This window comes from Alcanivorax sp. DG881, assembly GCF_000155615.1.
GTDB lineage: Bacteria > Pseudomonadota > Gammaproteobacteria > Pseudomonadales > Alcanivoracaceae > Alcanivorax.
This window is the reverse complement of the sequence record NZ_DS989915.1, coordinates 3,639,261-3,656,906: the sequence shown is the minus strand read 5'-3', so window position 1 is coordinate 3,656,906 and position 17,646 is coordinate 3,639,261. Positions and strand designations below refer to the sequence as shown.

10 protein-coding genes are annotated in these 17,646 nt (G+C 59.1%); 3 read left to right on the top strand and 7 right to left on the bottom strand.

The window, feature by feature from the left end:
* The first annotated feature begins 439 nt into the window (after positions 1–439).
* Positions 440–934: a transposase gene (locus ADG881_RS16530; RefSeq protein ID WP_007150187.1), complete on the top strand. Its 495-nt coding sequence runs from the start codon at positions 440–442 to the stop codon at positions 932–934.
* A 185-nt stretch (positions 935–1,119) separates the two neighbouring features.
* Here the strand turns inward: ADG881_RS16530 and ADG881_RS16525 are convergent, their stop codons facing one another.
* Positions 1,120–6,702 carry an alpha-2-macroglobulin gene (locus ADG881_RS16525; protein ID WP_039927000.1) on the bottom strand — a complete coding sequence of 1,861 codons (5,583 nt, stop codon included), beginning with the start codon at positions 6,700–6,702 and terminating at the stop codon, positions 1,120–1,122.
* Between the two features lie 191 nt (positions 6,703–6,893).
* On the opposite strand from ADG881_RS16525, the gene ADG881_RS17290 reads away from it, so the two are divergent.
* A complete protein-coding gene (locus ADG881_RS17290) occupies positions 6,894–7,979 on the top strand; it encodes a DUF3080 family protein (RefSeq protein ID WP_198005021.1) in 1,086 nt (361 codons plus the stop codon).
* A gap of 262 nt (positions 7,980–8,241) precedes the next feature.
* Here ADG881_RS17290 and pelG read toward each other — a convergent pair whose 3' ends face one another.
* The 6 genes from pelG to ADG881_RS16490 are packed head-to-tail and all read right to left on the bottom strand — an operon-like array spanning position 8,242 to position 16,823.
* Positions 8,242–9,612 (bottom strand): exopolysaccharide Pel transporter PelG, encoded by a 1,371-nt coding sequence (gene pelG, locus ADG881_RS16515; protein ID WP_007150866.1) that lies wholly within the window; start codon positions 9,610–9,612, stop codon positions 8,242–8,244.
* On the bottom strand, positions 9,612–11,180 hold the full coding sequence (gene pelF / locus ADG881_RS16510; protein ID WP_007151043.1) for a GT4 family glycosyltransferase PelF: 1,569 nt from the start codon (positions 11,178–11,180) through the stop codon (positions 9,612–9,614). The genes pelG and pelF overlap by 1 nt, the downstream gene beginning before the upstream one ends.
* Positions 11,158–12,168 (bottom strand): hypothetical protein, encoded by a 1,011-nt coding sequence (locus ADG881_RS16505; RefSeq protein ID WP_007149159.1) that lies wholly within the window; start codon positions 12,166–12,168, stop codon positions 11,158–11,160. Before ADG881_RS16505 ends, pelF begins: the two co-directional genes overlap by 23 nt.
* Positions 12,161–13,495 carry a PelD GGDEF domain-containing protein gene (locus tag ADG881_RS16500; RefSeq protein WP_007148428.1) on the bottom strand — a complete coding sequence of 445 codons (1,335 nt, stop codon included), beginning with the start codon at positions 13,493–13,495 and terminating at the stop codon, positions 12,161–12,163. Before ADG881_RS16500 ends, ADG881_RS16505 begins: the two co-directional genes overlap by 8 nt.
* Entirely contained in the window at positions 13,495–14,019 is a 525-nt protein-coding gene (locus ADG881_RS16495) for a hypothetical protein (RefSeq protein ID WP_007150665.1), read from the bottom strand. Before ADG881_RS16495 ends, ADG881_RS16500 begins: the two co-directional genes overlap by 1 nt.
* A gap of 11 nt (positions 14,020–14,030) precedes the next feature.
* Positions 14,031–16,823, bottom strand: coding sequence for a tetratricopeptide repeat protein (locus tag ADG881_RS16490; RefSeq protein ID WP_007150448.1), 2,793 nt, complete (start codon positions 16,821–16,823; stop codon positions 14,031–14,033).
* Between the two features lie 161 nt (positions 16,824–16,984).
* On the opposite strand from ADG881_RS16490, the gene ADG881_RS17900 reads away from it, so the two are divergent.
* A complete protein-coding gene (locus ADG881_RS17900) occupies positions 16,985–17,632 on the top strand; it encodes a carboxyltransferase domain-containing protein (protein WP_156790500.1) in 648 nt (215 codons plus the stop codon).
* Positions 17,633–17,646 lie beyond the last annotated feature (14 nt).

The following is a 17,646-nucleotide window of genomic DNA, read 5'->3' as shown; positions in this document are numbered from 1 at the left end:
ATGCGGGCACCAAGCAGGCGGTCATGCCGGTCCAGCATCAAGGTGGCGTAAGGGGTGTTCGTGAGCCGATCCGGCAGCGGCCAGAACTGCAGTGCGGCGACGATCGGCACGGCGGTGATTAGCGGGATCAGGAAGACGTAGCGCAGGTTCATTGTCGGTGAGAGCCCGGAACAAGTCCCATTGTCGGGTTACGGCTGCGCCTAACACGACCTACGACCGAGCTCCTGCATGTAGGTCGAATTAGCCTAAAGGCGTAATCCGACACAAGGGTTAGATGTGGCCGTACCCTGGGCTGTCGGATTACGGCCTTCGGCCTAATTCGACCTACACGGAGGGCTGCACGGTGGGCATAACGCCGACAATGGGTTGCGCGAATGTCCTCTCGTTTTCTCGCGTATTGGGTCGTAATCTGATATTCCAAAACAAACAATGAGGCCCCATGCACTACCGGCGCAATTATCTCTCCGGCGGCTGCTATTTTTTCACCTTGGTCACACATCAACGCAAACCGATTCTGACCAATGAACCGACGATTAACGCACTTCGCCACGCTTTCAAAACCGTACAAAAACGTCACCCTTTGCGCATCGACGCCATCGTCATCCTTCCGGACCATCTCCACTGCATTTGGACCTTGCCGGAAGAAGATCATGATTTCTCAACCCGTTGGCGTTTACTCAAAGGAATGGTCACAAAAAATCGCCAAATAGACACCCCGATCTGGCAAAACCGCTTCTGGGAACACACCCTTCGAGATGAAAGCGATCTGTATAATCACACCGACTACATTTACTTCAACCCAGTAAAGCATGGTTACGTCCACCAACCCGCCGCTTGGCCCTACAGCAGCTTCCACCGCGACGTGGCCCGTGGCCTGTATCCGGCTGATTGGGGCGGCAATCCGCTGCTTCCGGACGACATTGGTAACGAATAACCCCTGCGTCGGCTTAGCCTGCAAGACGTAATCCGACATTGGGCATGTGCTGCAAGCAACGAGGCAGGGTGTCGGGTTACGGCTACGCCTAACACGACCTACACGCCGAGCACCAAAATATCGCGTGGGCACTCCCCGTAGGTCGGCTTAGCCTGAAGGCGTAAGCCGACATTGAGCATTTGGGTCTAATCGCGTTTCACCTCAATCCATTGCCCTTTACTGCGGGCCTGGCGGGTGCCGTCGTACATGGCTTCCACGTTCCAGGCGGGCAGGTAGAAACGCCCGGCAAAGGACGCGTTGAGGGCCACGCGCACGGTGAGACTGTGCTTGCTGCCGGGCTTCAGGTCGAAGTAATGCATGACACGATCGTCGCGCAGATCCTGGTACGTGACGCGCTCCTGATCGTCGGCGCTACCATCCAGCCGGCTGCTGGTAATTTGCCAGCCAGACGGCAGGATCTGGGTGAGCGCCAGGTTCTCCAGGCTGCTGTTCCCGGTGTTGGTCACGGTGACTTCGACAACAAAATCCTGCCCCTGGGGCAAGCTGGCCGGGTTCACCGGTTTGCCCTCTGCCAGGAAGCGGGTGGTCAGGCTGAGCCCGTCACTGCTGGCCTGTTCGTTCCCCGGCAACGGCGTGCCGGTGTTGCTCAGGGTGACAAACAGTTTGCGTTCGCTGTCGTTGCGGACACTAAAGGCCCGGGCGGTTTCGCTATCGGTCAGTGCCTGGCGGTAAACCGGTGAGGTGGCCGCGATGTCCTGCCAGCCCTGCTTGCCTTCACGCATCGCAAATTGATAGCCCTGCTCATCGCTCTGGCTACCCGCATAACGGGCCATGGCCATCAGCGACCAGGCCGTGGTCTGGGTGCTGTACCAGTGATCGGCAGAAAGCTGGCTGGCGATGTCCTGCGCCAGAGGCCAGGCCTCGGCGGTATCGCCACGGGCATCGGCCACGGTGAGGCGGATAGCCTGATCGCGCAGCAAGGAACCATAGGTGTAACTGGCGCCATCGTATTCCAGATCGGCAGCAGCGTTGGCGGTGAGTTCCGCCGCCACATCGCTAAGGCCCATTTGCAGGTAGGCCGCTGCCAGCAACCAGCGGCCACTGTGATAACTTGCACTGCGTGAGTAATCCGGCTTGGCCATTTGCAGCCGCTCGCGCAGCCGGTTCATGGCGCCGACCTGCGGTTTGCCCGCCAGGGCCAGGGTGTACTGGCGATAGGCTTCCGCGCTCCACTGCCAGGGGCGATCGCCCTGGCTCTGGCTGCGGCGAACCTGATAGGCCGTCCAGTTATCCAGCATGGTGGCCGGCACCGCGTAGCCAAGCCGTTTGGCTTCCAGCAGGAAGTGGCCGGCATAGCTGGTGCCCCAGTCGCTGGCATTGGCCAGGCCGGGCCAGTAGCTGAAACCGCCATCGGCCAGCTGGAAGCGCTTGAGGCGCTCGATGCCCGCGGTAACGTTGTCCTGAACCTCCTGCTTTTGCTGCTCGTCCAGTTGCAGTAGCTGATTCAGGTATAGCTGCGGCAACACCGATGAGGTGGTCTGCTCGATGCAGCCATGCGGGTAGCGCAGCAGGTAGTCCAACCGGCGCTCCAGACCCATGGCGGGCAAAGCACTGACCACCACGGTGCTGCTATTGGTCCCGGCCATGCCATGGGGCTGCGATTCCAGCGCCCAGATTTCACCGGGCGCCAGCACCTTGCGGGTATCGCGGGTGGTGGGCGGGTTAGCCGCGCGCACCGGCAGGTGCACGGTTTCCGAGGCACGGTGTTTGCCGCCTTTTGCGGTGACGGTGATGTCGCCAGTGCCCACCTGCTGTTTGGCGGTGATTTTCAGCATGGCAATCTGATCGGACGGGCCGGTGAAGGTCAGTGTGGCTTTGCCCTGCTCCACCTCGAACAGGTCTTCATCGGCGTCCACGGTCAGGGTGACTGTTTTCAGGCTGTCGTCGGTGACAAACACGGTAACCGGCAGCGACACGCTTTCGCCCGGCCCCAGCACCCGTGGCAAGGTGCTCAGCACCGTCAGCGGCTGGGTGACGGTAATGTCCTGTTCGGCCTTGCCGTAGGCGCCGTTGTCACCGGCCACCACCATGGCCCGCACCTGGCCCATGTACGGCGGCAAGGTAATCTCGTGATTGGCGGTTTCATTGGCATCCAGCGTGAACGGGCCCAGGAACTTCACCACCGGCGGGAAGCGGCGACGCTGCTTTTCCCGGCCATCGTCAGCCCCGTCGGAGCCGCCCAGTGCCAGCAGCTGATCCAGCTCTGCCCCGTAGGCCCCCACCACCATGTCGAACAGATCCCAGGTCAGCACGCCAAGGGCTTCGCGACGGTAGAAACTGTCGTGAGGGTTCGGGGTCTGGTAGTTGGTCAGGCCAAGCAGGCCCTCATCCACCAGCGCCAGGGTGTAGGTCATCGGCTTGCCCTGCTTTTCACTGACCTTCACGGTAAAGGTGTCTTCCGGTTTCACCTTGTCGGGGGCGCTCACTTGCGGGGCAAGACGGGTATTCGGGTCATCCACCAATAGCGGCACCAACCCATAAAGTCGGATGGGCCGGTCGTTGTTGCGGCCGCTGTGCGGCTGCAGCAGCGCCACGTGAACGTACACGTTGGGCGCCATGTTGGCGGTGATGGGGATATCCAGGGTTTGCGCTTCACCGTTGGCGGGCAGCCAGTAGTGATCCAGTACCCGTGAACCGGTTTCCAGACTCACCAGCAGGCGGCCCTTGGCCACAGCGGGCAATTGAATATGGGCCGTGTCGCCAACGGCGTAACGGTCCTGATCCGCTGACAGGGACAGCCGTGTGGCTGCATCCTGGCTGCCACTGGCTTGCTCCCAGCTCCAGCCCAGGTACACGGTTTGTGCGGTGCAGTGATCGCTTTGCCGGTCACAAATGCGGATCAGATGGCGACCCCAATCGTAGTCTTCGCCGTTCAGGTTCCACTGGGCGCGGCCTTCTGCGTCGGTGGTGATCTGTGCATCGGCTACGCGTTTGGTGTTGGGGTCACTAATGTAGTTACTCAGGTCGTCACCGGCCCGGTCCCACCACCATCGCCAATCAATCTGATAGACGCTGATATCCAAAGGCCGGCTGGCGTCGGGCTTGCCGTCGCTGTCCAGGCTAATCAGGTCGATGGCGTGCAGGCCCTCACGGGACAGTGCCCCGCCCCAGCCACTGCCTTCGGGAACACGCATGCCGACCCAATGCTTGAACGGGTACACCGGCACGCTGCGAATCTGGGTGCTGTAATCGCCACTGTTTTCAAACACGCGCGTGGTCAGGGTGGCGCGCAACATGCCCGGGGTCTGCTCCACATTCACGGTGAGCGGCACGGTGGCGTTGCCCTTCGCATCCACATTGCCATCGAAGGCAGTGAAGGGTTCGCTGCTGAGCTTTCGGGTGGGGTCGTCGAAGTGATAAGCGTCGTAACCACTGAAACGGGTGGTGCGCGCACTCACCCGCACTTTCATGTCGGCGTTCAAATTGGCGGCGGTGGCGCCGTTAAGCCATTGGGTGAATAGCCCGATGTCGGTGGCTTCGTTAGTGTAGAGCGTCTCCGGCAGATCCAGCTCGATTTTCAGCCGATTGGGTTTGATCGCTTCCACCCGGATCGGGGTATCGAAATAGCGTTGCCCCAACCGAGCCACCGCGCGCCAGTTCCCGGTGGGCGCGTCCTCATCTGTCTGTAGTGTAAAGGCATAAAAATCGCCCACCGGCTTGTCCAGCGTATAGCTTTTCACCTTGTTACCACGGGGATCAAACCAGTCCAGCGTCAGTGGGTGGCCAGCGGGAATCGTGTTGTCCTGGTCTTCCAGAATAAAGGTCAGGTGAATGTCATCACCGGGGCGCCACACATCCCGCTCGCCGTAGAAGAACCCTTTCAGACCATCGCGTACTTGCTGGCCACCGGTGTTGAACTGGTTGGTGGGCAGGGCCCGGTTGCGAGCCAGTTTCAGGTAACCGTTGTCCCGGTCCTTGACCGCTTCCAGATAATAGGCGGAACCATCCAGTGTCAGGCTGGCCATGCCCTCGGCATCGGTGAGCCCCATGCCCACTTGTTGCAATTGGTAGTTGTAGGCCTTGAGCACCACGTCTTCGGCGGGGGTGTTACTGTCCAGCTCGGTGGCCACCACCAGCAGGGTATCGTTCTGGCCGCGTTTGGCGATCAGGCCCAGATTGGAGGCCAGAAAGGCGCGGGTGCTGCTGGCCAGATCGTTGTATTGGTAGTAGCTGTCGGAACAGGGATTATCCTTCTCGTACCAGCTCAGGTAGCCCGCGTCGGCATAGTAGTTCTCGTAGAGGTCAGAGCGGTCCTCATCCTGCCCGGGGCCTTCATAGCTGTCCGGCAAAGTGGTTTTTTTCTTGAGGGCACCATCCGGGCAGCTGTAGCTGATGTCGTCACCATCAATCGCCAGCGTCAGGTGCACCAGGCCGTTGGGGTGTTTGGCCATGAGCTCGGTGAGATCCAGCTGATAACGTTGCCAGCCATCGCCATTGCCCGGCAGGGTCAACGTTTTCTGCCACAGGTAGCGACCGCTGCGAGAGTCCATGTCGGCTTCATTCAGCTCGCTGCCCTGCAGATAGCGGCCGATGTTGTCATCGAAAACCCGGAACGCCTGGACTTTCACCGAGCGCACCCCCACCGCTTCAAACGGCACGCTGAGCTGTTTGCCGTCGGGCAGGATGGTACCATCACCCACAAAGCGCACACCGGGCTTATTGGTCATCAGGGTGACGGTTTTTTCCAGTTTGTCCGTCAGACGACCCTGGCTGGCGGAGCGCAGACTGCCGTCGATCACCAGCTTCACATCGTCTTCCAGCTCATCCTGCGGATAAATACGCAGGGTACTGCCATCCACTTCCACGCGGGGCGCCTTGCCATTCAACGTGACCAGCCCTTTCAGGTTCTGGGTCGCTTTCAGGGCTTCGGAAAAATTCACCTGGACGTGGGGTTTGGGGTAACTGACCGCCCGCACATTGGTTACCGCGAAGTTTTTCAGTGCCGGCACCGTGTAATGACGGTTGCCCTCGTTGTTCACGCCAAGGGGCGCCGCATCCCAGCGCAGTGATACATCACTGGCCTGCTGTTCGCGCACAATCCCGGTCACCGAAAAATCATGGCGCAGGCCGGCGCTGTCATGCTGCCAGTTAATGGCCAGAGTCTTGTCGTTCTGGCGGGCATCCAGTACCGCCTCTACGTGAGCCTGGTCCGCCAGATCGCGAGTCTCCAGACTGCCGCGCAGTACCATTTCGCCGCCATCGTCCGTGGGCAACAGGGACTCCACCGTCAGGCTCAGCTGCTGACGCAGCACCTGCAGGGAGAACTCAGCGGGACTCAAGGCGTCATCCACATTGCCCAGCCCCTGGGCGTACAGCACCAGGGTCAACGACTCCCCGCCGGGTAACGGCTCGGCGGGGCGAATTTCCAGCCGGTCTTCGGCGGTAAACACCGCCGTGACAGCCCGCTCCGGCAATAGCCGCGCGACCCCGGATTGAGGTTTGTCGAGTTGATCAGGAGTCACCACCGGGTGATTAAAGCGCACAACCAGTGGCGCCCGGGCACTGATGGTACCGGCCGGCAGGGCTGCCAGATGGGTTTGCCAGCGGTCATCCAGAGGGGAGACGGCTGGGTCGGTCTCACCCTGCTCTGCAACAGCGCCGTTACTTTCCCCCTTTCCGGTGGTGTCACTCTTATCATCACAGGCCGCAATCAGCAGCACAGCCCACAACATCAAGAGACGAAAAACAGACAAACCCCGACTTGGCATAACACCCTTCCCTGGCAAAATGGTTAACGTGGGAAACATACCACAGACATGGGACTTCCGTTCGACGATAGTCGCAACTATCACATCAAGAAATCGCGCAGAAACAAGGCCGCACATTCGGAAACAAAATACGGTACAAGTGGCTAAGCAGGCGGCGCACAGCAGTAAGTAACGGCATCCAGGGGATGGATTTGGCAGCAAGGATAAAAACGGGTTTCCTGATCATTGCGGCGGTTTTTCTGGTGGCATTCACCTTGTGGTGGCTAATGCCCGGCAACGGCAGCGAGGCCCGCTGGGAGGATTATCTCTCACGCCTGGCGCGGCTTTCACAACAGGCCGTTCCCGAACGGGCACCCCTGCCGATAGTGCCCTACCCCGGCAACCGGGAACTGCACCAACCGATCCCCGAGCACCGGGTCGACATGCTCGATTATCTGGAACTGCGCCACTGCAACTTGATGTCGCTGATCAGCGAACGCAATAGCGTGCTCGGCAAGCTGCAGGCCGACTCCTTGCGATTCAAACATGAAGTGACCTTTATTCGCCGTGCCCGCCAGTGCCTGGCCAGTGACAAACTGGACAATCAGGCACTGATCACCCTGCTTGAACAGGTGGTCACCGAGAAGCAGGCGGCGCTACCCGCCCTGTACTGGAATGCGCTGGTGGCCAGCGCGGAATTTCGTCAGTTTTTCAGCCAGTCGCCCTCTGCCATGGCCGGCGACAGCCAGGCAGCGCTGTTAAGCCTGGAGCAACTGGCCCAGTCTCCATTTCAGGGCGAGACCCTGCCAAGCCCGGAGCAATTGTTCGGGCTGGAAGCCCGCTTGCAGCAAATCGCGCACAGCCAGGCCGGCGGGCAACTGCTGCGGCGGCTGGCGCTGGCGCTGCGAGAGCTGGAACGAGGCAACACCCTGCTCGAAAACATTGACCCGGTAGCGCTCTGCCCCAAAGGGCGACCCACGCCTCGAGCCCGAAAACTGCGCAATGTGCTGGACAATATCTGGGGCAGCCAGGTGCAACAGGCCCTGGCAGACGCACAGCGCCAGCGCAAGCAACTGGCCAACGCGCTGGCGAAGATAGAAGCATTGCTGGCCCCCACACCCCCTGCTTTTGCACAGTGGCAGGACCATTATTTTTCCAATACAGGCCTGCAAAGCCAGTTAAACCGGGCGCTCAAGCACCATGTCTCGCTCTGGCAGGAGCGCCTGCGGCAATGCAATCTGATGCCTGATGGCGGGCAAAAACTGAACGACAGTGCAAATATTGACCTAGAAGGCTAAACAAAAAGTCTACAAAGCGAATGCTTGTGAGAACAGTTGTCCACATACTTCCGGGTGTCGGTGAGTCCCATTCACCGGCTCCGGAGTTTTACTCCGTGATAGCTCTCCCGAGCCAAACTATTCACGGCGCCTTTTGGCGCCGTTTTTTTTTGCCGCTCTGCGGCCGCAACACGCCTCACGCAGCATGCTTGACGCTTTCCATAAACCCGCTGCAGGCGTACATCTTGAGATTCGCCCCCAAAAACCGGGGCCTGGCAGGCTGTCAATTAAGCATAAAGGTGGAATATTCCAGTTCTGCCATTTTGCGACTCACCAGCCACAGGCCAAGCAGCACACACACGGCCAACGCCAGCAGGAAACCGAAGCCAAAGAACTGGGGCCCCAGGTACAGGCTTATGCCGGTAAAGATCACGTTGAGCACAAAGAATAACCCGGTCAGCAACACCAGCATGCGGCGCTGATCCAGATAACAGAACACGTTGATGATGGCCAGGAAGACCACCTGCAACGCGGTGGCGATTAGCTGCACCTTGAGCAGCGGCAAGTACAGCTCCGAAATGCCCAAAGCGTTAAAGATCTGCGCGCCGGCCACCATGATCACCAGCGCCGAGATCGCCTGAATCTTGAGAATCTGAAAGATGCCCTGGCGAATGACGAACACCATCTGGTTGCGCATGTCTTCGATATAGGACAACGATCCACCTTCACGGACCGCGTCATAAAAGTTGGAATAATACTCCACGAAGTCCGTTTCCATACGCACCAGAAACACGGCCATGCCCGGGATCAGTGACAGATAGGACAGGAATACCGGAATGTCATAGATCAACGAGGCCCGCAGCGGCCCGATCACATCGCTACCGGTGCCGTCGTAAAACCAGAACATGGCCTTGTCCGCCCACACCCCGGCATTATAGAAAAAGCCCACCAACATCAGGCTGGGGTACAGGTATTTTTTGCCGAACATGTCGAACGAGACGATGCTCTCCGCCGGGTAGCCTCGCACAATCAGTACCAGCATCCCCGCCAGCAGGGTCACCTGCCCCAGCAGAAACCCCAGCAGCAGGCCATCCAGGTCCAGAAACCGCAGCATCAGGGCACCCACCACCGTAATGGTGTAGCCCAGGGCATAGAGCAACAGAATGGCCTTGTACTGCTTCATACCTGACAGAAAGACCGTGGCAATCCAGATATTGCTCAGCACCACAAAACAGGCGATCAGCAACACCCGGAACAGCACGCTCTGCCCGGGAAACAGGAACATGGCCGCCGGCAACGCCAGCACGCCGGAGATAACCGTCACCAACACCGTAACGCCACCAAAATTGGGCAGAATCAGGTCTTCACGGTTTTCAAACGAGCGATCCGCGCAGAAGCGGGTAAAGGCCAGCTGCACAATGCCGGTCAGGATCAGACTGATGGCGATAAGGTAGGTCACCGTGACCTGAAACTGTGTCACCGAGGCATCCGGCACCACCATACCCAAACTGAAGATACCGATAATCAGAATACCGATGATCGACAACACCCAGGGGCCGGAGCTGATTACACCGGCATAGGCATAGGCCCGTATCAGGCCAAGCAGGGTGTCCTTGCGCAGCAATCGACGCAGTTCAAAACCAATGCCGGCCATTAGTGGCGTCCCTCCCGGCGACGATTGTTGCTTTCTTGCGGGCTGGCTGCGTCCGTGTCCTCCACCAGCGACTGGTACAGGTCACGGTAGGCGCCAAACATCATTTCCTGGGTGTAAAGGTTCTCCACCCGGCGAATGCCTGCCTGCTGCGCCTGGTGCCAGGCGTCCTTGTCTTTCAATAGCGCGGCCACCGCATTGCCCAGCGCTTCCGGATCGGCAATGCCCACCACTTCGCCCGCTTTTCCATAGGCACGGTCGGCTTCACCCAGGCCTTCAATCAGCTGACGGCAGGAACCCACATCCGTGGAAACCGCTGGCACCCCGGCGGCAAAGCCTTCCAGCAACACCAGCGGTAACGCCTCACTGATGGAGCTGAGCACGATCACGCCCACTTTCGGTAACAGCTCATCAATTTTCTGGAAACCCAGAAACTTCACATTCTTTTCCAGCCCCAGGCTGGTTACCAGACCGTGACACTCCTTGGCGTATTCCTTGTCCTCATCTTCCGGGCCGGCAATCCAGCCTTCGGCATCTGGCAATACATTGACCAGAGTACGCATGGCGCGCAGGAAGGTTTTCACATCCTTGATGGGCACCACACGACCAATCAGGCAAGCCACCGGGGGAATGTTGTCACCCCGGGCGGCACGCACTTTCTGCATGCGGGGCAGATCAATGCCATTGGGGATATTCAGGGTGCGCTCTGGCGGCGCGCCATCTTCCATTTGCCGCTCACGGTTGCGCTCATAAAGCGCCACAATGCGGTCCGATGCCTGGTAGCACTCGCGCCCCAGCTCGGTGAAAAAATTCACCCATTTTTCGCGAAAATAGGCCATCTCCGCATTGTTCTTTTCTACCAGGCCGCGGTTATCGCTGATCCATTCGCTCTGGAACAGGTCGATCTTGCGCTCCTTGGTATAAATACCATGCTCGGACAGCAGCAACGGCTTGCCGGTGCGGCGTTTGAGCATGGCACCAAGAAAGCCCGCATAACCGGTAGAAATGGTGTGGTACATCTTTGCCGGCAACAAGTTGTCGGCAATATCGTTAAGCACCCAGATGGGCGAATGCATGATGCGGATGGTCCAGAAATAATCCACAAAGGACGGGTCACGGCTGAACTCGCGGTACGATTCAGCAATGTAATCCCAGCTGGCCCGGCTGTGCAGGAAAGATTCCTCGGAATAATCCTCGCCTTCCCCCAGGTGCGTGACAATGCGACTGAACAGCTCGCTACGCTCCCGGGAATGAATGCCATCTTTCACCATTTCATGGAAACGCCGCAGATCGGCATAGGCCTTACGATTGCCCTTGAGGGAACGCTTTTGCGCCCCCCGCTGAAAATTGTGCAGGTAGTGCACTTCCAAATGCACCACGTTATCCGGCAGCTCATATTTCATGTCGCCGTAGTCTTCCGGGCGACTGCCCACAAAACAGCAGGCAAAGGTATATTCGGGAAAACCACGAATAATCTGATTTACCCAACTGGACACGCCGCCACTCACATAGGGGAAAGTGCCTTCCAGTAATAAACAGATATCGGCGCTATCCGCCCGTGGCAGGCTCATGGGCCCTCCAGAATTCAACGGATTTATTGAGTTGGGTGAATTGGCTGTCATCGGTAATTTCACGCATCAGCAGCCGCACCAGCGGTATTTGCCGACGTTGCAGCGCGATCTCGGCCAGCCAGGGGTTCACTTTCGCTGCGGACAATCCCAGGCGACGGGCGAAGGTCATGGACTGGTGTGCTTCACCGATTTCCCCCTGGCTTAACTGAATACGCCCGCGCAGCAACCACAAGCCGGCGTCTTCCGGCGCTTCCATCAAGCCCATGTCGGCATAGAATGCTGCCCGTTCCAACGTCAGGGTACGGATATCCCCGCGCACCAGGTCCTGATAATTCAGCTCCCAATACAGCTCGGACAGGCGACGGGCCAAACGGTAGCGGCGTGACTCCTTGGCCCGCTCCAACAGGTGCAGGGCGCGCTCGATATCCCGGGTAATTTCCTTTTCTTTCTGATCAAGAATCCCGTAGGCCAGTAGCCGCAAATCTTCAAAGGAATCCCCCAGGGTATGGCGTAACAAATTGCCGGTTACCTTGGCGGGCATGTCCTTGAGCACCAACATGCCCTGCACCCGCAGGGCATTGGGCGCCCTTGATGTGGTCAGCAGGCTTTTCAGATCGATTTGCCGAAAACCGGCCGCGCTGTTGACCTGTACCGGGGAAAAATAAGGCTGCGCCACCAATCCGAAGGGTTTGTCCCGAAACAGCGCCGGCAGCCAGATACCCAATGCCACCCCACCCAGGATGGTGACCAGCCCCACCGCCGGAATAAAAAACGCAAAGGAAAAAATCAGCACCCAGGAAAGAATCTTTGGCGTTCTGAAACGTGCCGGCAACAGTCCCCAGGCCACAACTGACAGCAATGCCGATGCCAAACCGTGAGAGAAAAGGTACAGCACGAACAGGGACAGGTCTGCCTGTCTGCTCAACAGCAACAGCAGGGAAGCGATCTCCGCACTGATCGCATAGATAAGCAGCTTGAGACTAGACACCCGCCGCCTCCAGTAGCTCGGCCACCTGCTCCATTGCCTCACGCTGATCCAGGTGACGGTAATAGAACTGCACCCCGGCCTGACGCAGGCTCATAAAGGCATACTCATCGGCCAGCCATTTCTCGGTACGTAACACAAAGCCTTCCAGACTGGATTCCCCGGTCATCGGCATCATGATCATCAAGACGCTGTCATTTACCCACCAGGCAAGATCCAGGCTGCGCAGGCCGCGGGCCAGGTCATCAAGAATCAATCCAGCCTGCTCGCTCTCGTCAGCGACAAACAAGGTGAGGGAGGTATCCACCCGGCCACCCTCGCGCAGGCGCACCAGCGCGGCCAACTCACTGGCAATCCGGAACGGCATGGTGGGCCAGCGATCCAGCATGTCATCGACTTCATCGCCGGCATGCACGATATCGGCATAGAAGTTAAGCAGCACAGACAACAGCTGCAGGTTTTCATAATTGATGGACAGGAACGGCAAACGCTCAATCACCATCACCCCGATCAAGGCACCACCGCTGTTGATAATAGGGGCCACAACCAGATACTGGCCATGATAATTACTGTCGTGGTCATGCTGCTGCACATGGGCAAGCAGCTGGTTTTCCAGTGCATGCTGGAGCAAGGCGTTGTTGCGCTCCAGTGGACGCATTTCACCCAGTTGGGAAGCGGGCTCATCATCGATTTCGCCATCCACCACCCGGTAAAGCGCGGCACGTTGCAGCTGGCAATATTCTGCCAACATGTGGATCAGGTCATCCGCCGCCGGAAGGCGCACCTTGTCACTTTCATCCAGGGTCAGATCACGTAACCGCACCAGCGCATCGCGCACGGTATACGGCTTAATCAGCAGGTTTTCTTCCAACCGGTCGTGGGAGAGGCGCAACAGCACATACCGCTGGGTCAGGTTCTGCAAGCGCTCCAGTGCATAGCTGGCGGCACTGTCTGCGCGCATCAGCTTGACGCGCCACATATCCGCAAACTCACCGCAGATAAGGGTAATCACGAAACCACCAAGCATGGTGGATTCCGGAAACTCCATCCCTGGATAGAAGCCCAGGGCAGTCAGCACAAACCAGCTGGCCACCAGGCACAGCATGCCGAATACCCCAAGCAAACTGCCATAACGCAGCGCCAGCAATATCGGTACCAGCAACACCCAACGGAAGGTCCCGATAAGTGTCAGCGGATCCTCCTCACGCAGCCACAACCCCATGGCAACCGCCAGCGCCATCAGAATCACTGCTTCGCACAGCGACCACAGCACTCTTGGCTCGGGCATGAACAGCCCCGCCAGTTTGCCGTTGCTGATGCGCTCAAGCATTACTGCACCACCGGGGCGAGCAATTTATCGATGACCTTCTGCCCGGTTTCACTGAGCGACTGGCGTGCCCAGCCGGCCCGTGAGCCGGTACCGCTGTAGACGATACGGCCTGCCGGCAACTCACGAATTTCGATCATCACCCCCACCGCAGGTTCACCATCAACGCCGGTTTTATAGCGCCATTCGTGCACTACCCCGCTCACCACATACTGGGCCGATTGCGAGGCAACCCACTGATTCATTTTCTTGCGGTTGGCCGCCGAGGTGCCTTCAAACAACACCCCTTCATTATCGCTTTCCGGGTAGCGGGTTACGTTATTCACGCCATGGCGGTACAGCACGGATTCGACAATGGACGCCGCCCGTAAGCCCGCCTGGGGCGTCGCGGTACGGTTAACCATCGGCAGAACCAGCCAGTTGCCCTCGCCGGACAGTTCCACATCCTGGCTGCTGCGAACATGGGTACACCCGGCCAGCACGGTGGCTAACAGCAAGGTTCCCAGTAGCGGAATGCTCAGTCTCATTGGATTCACTCCTAGTAATAAACTCTATATTGCAGCCCGAAGCGGTAGCTGTCTTCACCACTGCCCCCACTATTGAGCTGTTGTTCTGCATACAGCTTCCATTCATCCCGGCCGATCAGCGGCCCTTCCACACCGAAGCGGCCGGTAAAACCCGCTCCCGAAAGACTGTTATGGCTGTAACCTATTTCTGCCCAGCCCTGCAAACGGTGCGGACGAATATGCACATCCGGCTGGCCCAGCAGGAGCACCACTTCCGACTCGTGATAGTCCTGCGGCAGCGGTAACGTCTGGGCACCCGGCGGCAGCAAGGCACGCACTTCTGCCATGCTGTCTTCACCGGCGGTAAAGTCAGCCCGGGTATGCCTCACCCGTACCCCGGGAGAGAAGCGCGACAACCAGGGGCGCCAGGTACTCTGGGCATTGATAATGCTGCCACTGCCCAGATCACTATCATTGAGATCCTGATAGTCATAGTTGGCCCAATCCACACTGCTTTGCCAGGTAGAGGATGGCGTCCAGTTCAGCAACCACTGGCTACCCGTGCGCGACGCACCGAGAATCAGCAGGGACGACTCATCTGCGGGCATGCGCCATTGGTAATTCAGGCTACCGGACCAGTACCGGGTCCAGTTGGCGCCCAGCTCCAGGTCCGCCATGGTTTCGCTGTTGCCCAACAGGTTGCGCTGGCCCAGCTCCAGGCGGCTGCGGAACCGTTCGCGCTGGTAAGCCAGCGCCATCGACAGCCGCTGCTCGTCATCACTGATTTGCAGCAGTTCATCATCATTGCTGCTGAAATTGCGCTGGCGGGCTTCCACAGACAGCTGGGTGAAATCACTGAGCGGCTGGTACTGCACAAACTGCAGATCCTGAATATCCAGCGCCCCCAAACGGCGCTGTTCAATATGAAACTGTGACGAGCGGGCCGTGGGCAATAGCAGGCTTTCCTGCAGGTTATTGCTGCCGGCCAGTTCCGGCGACCCGGCCTGAATGGCCATAAAGGTACTGGCAGCACGGCGCGGTTCATCCAGCCGCACCTGGGCTTCCAGCTGCTCGGACAGGGTAAGCTGGCCCTGATACTGCTCACGGATCTGCGCCACCGCGTCCAGATCATCCTGCACCAGTGCAAAAGCCAGTGCCGAGCCGGCTTTGAGCGCCCCTTGCGCCTGCTGTTTACGCAAATACCAACTCTGGGCCAGCAAGGGCTCTGACTGCCCGATCGCCCATTGCGCCAACCACTCGGCCCGGGCCACCGGATCACTGTCCATGCCTTGCGTTTGCGCCCGAGCCAGCTTCAGCGAGGTATCGCCATCGTCAAACAACAGACTCAGCGTCAATTGCATATCCCGGTAAATGGCCTGCTTTTGCGGCTCGACCGTCAAGGGCAATTGTTCCTTGAGGTGCCGCAGCACCGGCCAGGCCTGCCCGTTTCGACCGGTGGCAATCAACGCCTGGGCGTAATACCACTGGCGCTCCCAGTTCTGGCGTGCGGTTTTCAGTAATTCGGTTTCATAGCGCAGGGCCTGTTCCGCATTGCCCAATGCCATGTGTGACGCCGACAGCACCTCCCAGTAGCGCCGATCACTTCGGGCCGCGCCTTCCCAGGTGACCAGGGCCTGGCGAAGCTCCCGGTCCTGGCCGGTGGCAATCAGCAGCCACATCCAGCTGACCCGGGTTTCCCGGTCAGCCGGATTCAGGGCCAGTGCTTTCTGCAACCAGCGCTGCGCGGCTTGCGGGTCCCCGCGACGCAATTGCAGATTGGCATAGAAGCGCAGAAATTCCGGAGTCTGTATCAGTGTTTGCCACTGCTCTTCACTCAACCCTGACAGGAAAGCATCAATGGCCTCATCATCACGGCGATCGTTCAGCTGATAGAGCGCCCCCAGGGCAAATTGCGGATTGCGGTTCTTCTGCCAGGCCCGATCCATCAGTGATGCCACACGATCCGGGCGGTAATAACGGGCCAGCGTGATGTAATGGTACAAATCGGTAATCTGGTCGTCGTCGTTATCCACCAATTGCTGGTAACGATCCAGCGCCAGATCCCACTCGCCCAACTCTCCGGCCATCACCGCAATACGCCGGGACAGTGCCGGCGAATAGGCTAAATCACTGGCGTCACGGTCCAGGTCCTGCAGGGCTTTTTCGCGCTGACCATTAAGCCAGAACAAGTCTGCCGCCTGGGCAGCCATGGCCTCTTCCGGGCCAAAGCGGTCCATATATTCCCGTGAATAGCGCGCAGCCAAGACATCCTCACCCTGATTCAAGGCGAGCCGCTGCATTTCCCGTAATGCCGCTTTACTGGGGTAACGCCGACGCCAGTCTGCGAAGAAACGCAGGCCCTCATCCGGTTGCCCCAGCAGCTCATACTGCTGACTGATGGTGGCAATGATGTCGGCATCGTAGGGAGAGGCGCTTAACAGCGCCTTGTTGGCCCGCAGCGCGAGGCGGTTGCTGTAAGTCAGCGGTGCCAACACCAGCACCTGCTTCCAGGCCTCCGGATCATTACTGCGCAAGGCCACCTGCCGCCAGGCTTTCAGTGAGGTTTCCGGATCCCCCTGCCAACGGGATATCTCCGCCAGCCGGCGCCACCAGCGTTCATCATCCGGGCGCCAGTAAAGCGCATTCTCAGCCACCTGCCGGGCCCGAACCAGGTTCCCCGACCCCACGAACACCTGGTAGCTGCGGTCGTAGTAGCGCTCCACATAAGGCGCCGGCGTGTCCGCATGGGCAAGCGGTACGGTAGACAGCGCCAAGGGGAAAATGGCCGCATGGAGCCATCGTCGTATCAGCGGGCGGCGGGTCATCGGCTGCCCTCCTCGGACGGCAGACCCAGTAACAACACCGCATAGTGCTCGGCCAGGGGCATGTTGCCGCCGGCCTGGGCTAGGGTCATCAAGCGATACAACACCGCCTTGTCGTTATAAAAAGCACGCTCCCGCGCCTGAGCCAGGCGCAGCGCCTTGTCATGCAGGCTACCCGACTGCAGTGCGCTGAGTGCGGCGAGGAAATAGCGTTTACGCACCGTGTAATTGCCACGCGCATCCATGGCTGCAATGTAGGCATCCGCAGACTCGGAATAGCGCCCGTGGGCAAGCAGTACTTTCGCCGCCTTGACGTACCACTGGCTGGGGTTGGCCGCGCTGTCAGCCAACCGGCGGTAGGCCTGCACCGCCAGGTCCACGCTGCCCATGGCCAGGGCCATCTCGGCGAAACGAATGCGTTTTTCACTGTTCAGGGCCGCCCAGTCAATCGCGCGCAAACGGGTCAGGGTTTCATGCTCAAGCATGGTGCCACGACGGTTGTCGGCGTCTATGGCCATCAAACGGGTAAAATCCCGGCGCAGTTCCAGCCAGGCAATCTGGGTGTCATAGCGCCCATTACTGTCCGCGGTCACGACTTGCAGCTGCTCATCCGCCGCCACGAAATCACCTTGCAGAATCAATTCCCGGGCCATCAACAGGCGCAATTCGTGGTCATCCGGCTTGGCTTTCAGCCAGGCTTGCATATAGCTGAACGTCACCGCGTCCAGCCGCGCACTACGCAGGGACGAAGACAGGTCCCGCGGGAACACCATCCAGCACACCACCCCGATAAGAATCAGAAAGGCAAATAATTCCGGTAGACCAA

Excerpts from the sequence above, each read along its gene's own strand:
- ADG881_RS16530 (WP_007150187.1), top strand. The coding sequence starts at position 440 with ATGCACTACCGGCGCAATTATCTCTCCGGCGGCTGCTATTTTTTCACC.
- ADG881_RS16525 (WP_039927000.1), bottom strand. The coding sequence starts at position 6,702 with ATGCCAAGTCGGGGTTTGTCTGTTTTTCGTCTCTTGATGTTGTGGGCT.
- pelG (WP_007150866.1), bottom strand. The coding sequence starts at position 9,612 with ATGGCCGGCATTGGTTTTGAACTGCGTCGATTGCTGCGCAAGGACACC.
- pelF (WP_007151043.1), bottom strand. The coding sequence starts at position 11,180 with ATGAGCCTGCCACGGGCGGATAGCGCCGATATCTGTTTATTACTGGAA.
- ADG881_RS16500 (WP_007148428.1), bottom strand. The coding sequence starts at position 13,495 with ATGCTTGAGCGCATCAGCAACGGCAAACTGGCGGGGCTGTTCATGCCC.
- ADG881_RS16495 (WP_007150665.1), bottom strand. The coding sequence starts at position 14,019 with ATGAGACTGAGCATTCCGCTACTGGGAACCTTGCTGTTAGCCACCGTG.
- ADG881_RS16490 (WP_007150448.1), bottom strand. The coding sequence starts at position 16,823 with ATGACCCGCCGCCCGCTGATACGACGATGGCTCCATGCGGCCATTTTC.
- ADG881_RS17900 (WP_156790500.1), top strand. The coding sequence starts at position 16,985 with ATGCAGGCTACCCGACTGCAGTGCGCTGAGTGCGGCGAGGAAATAGCG.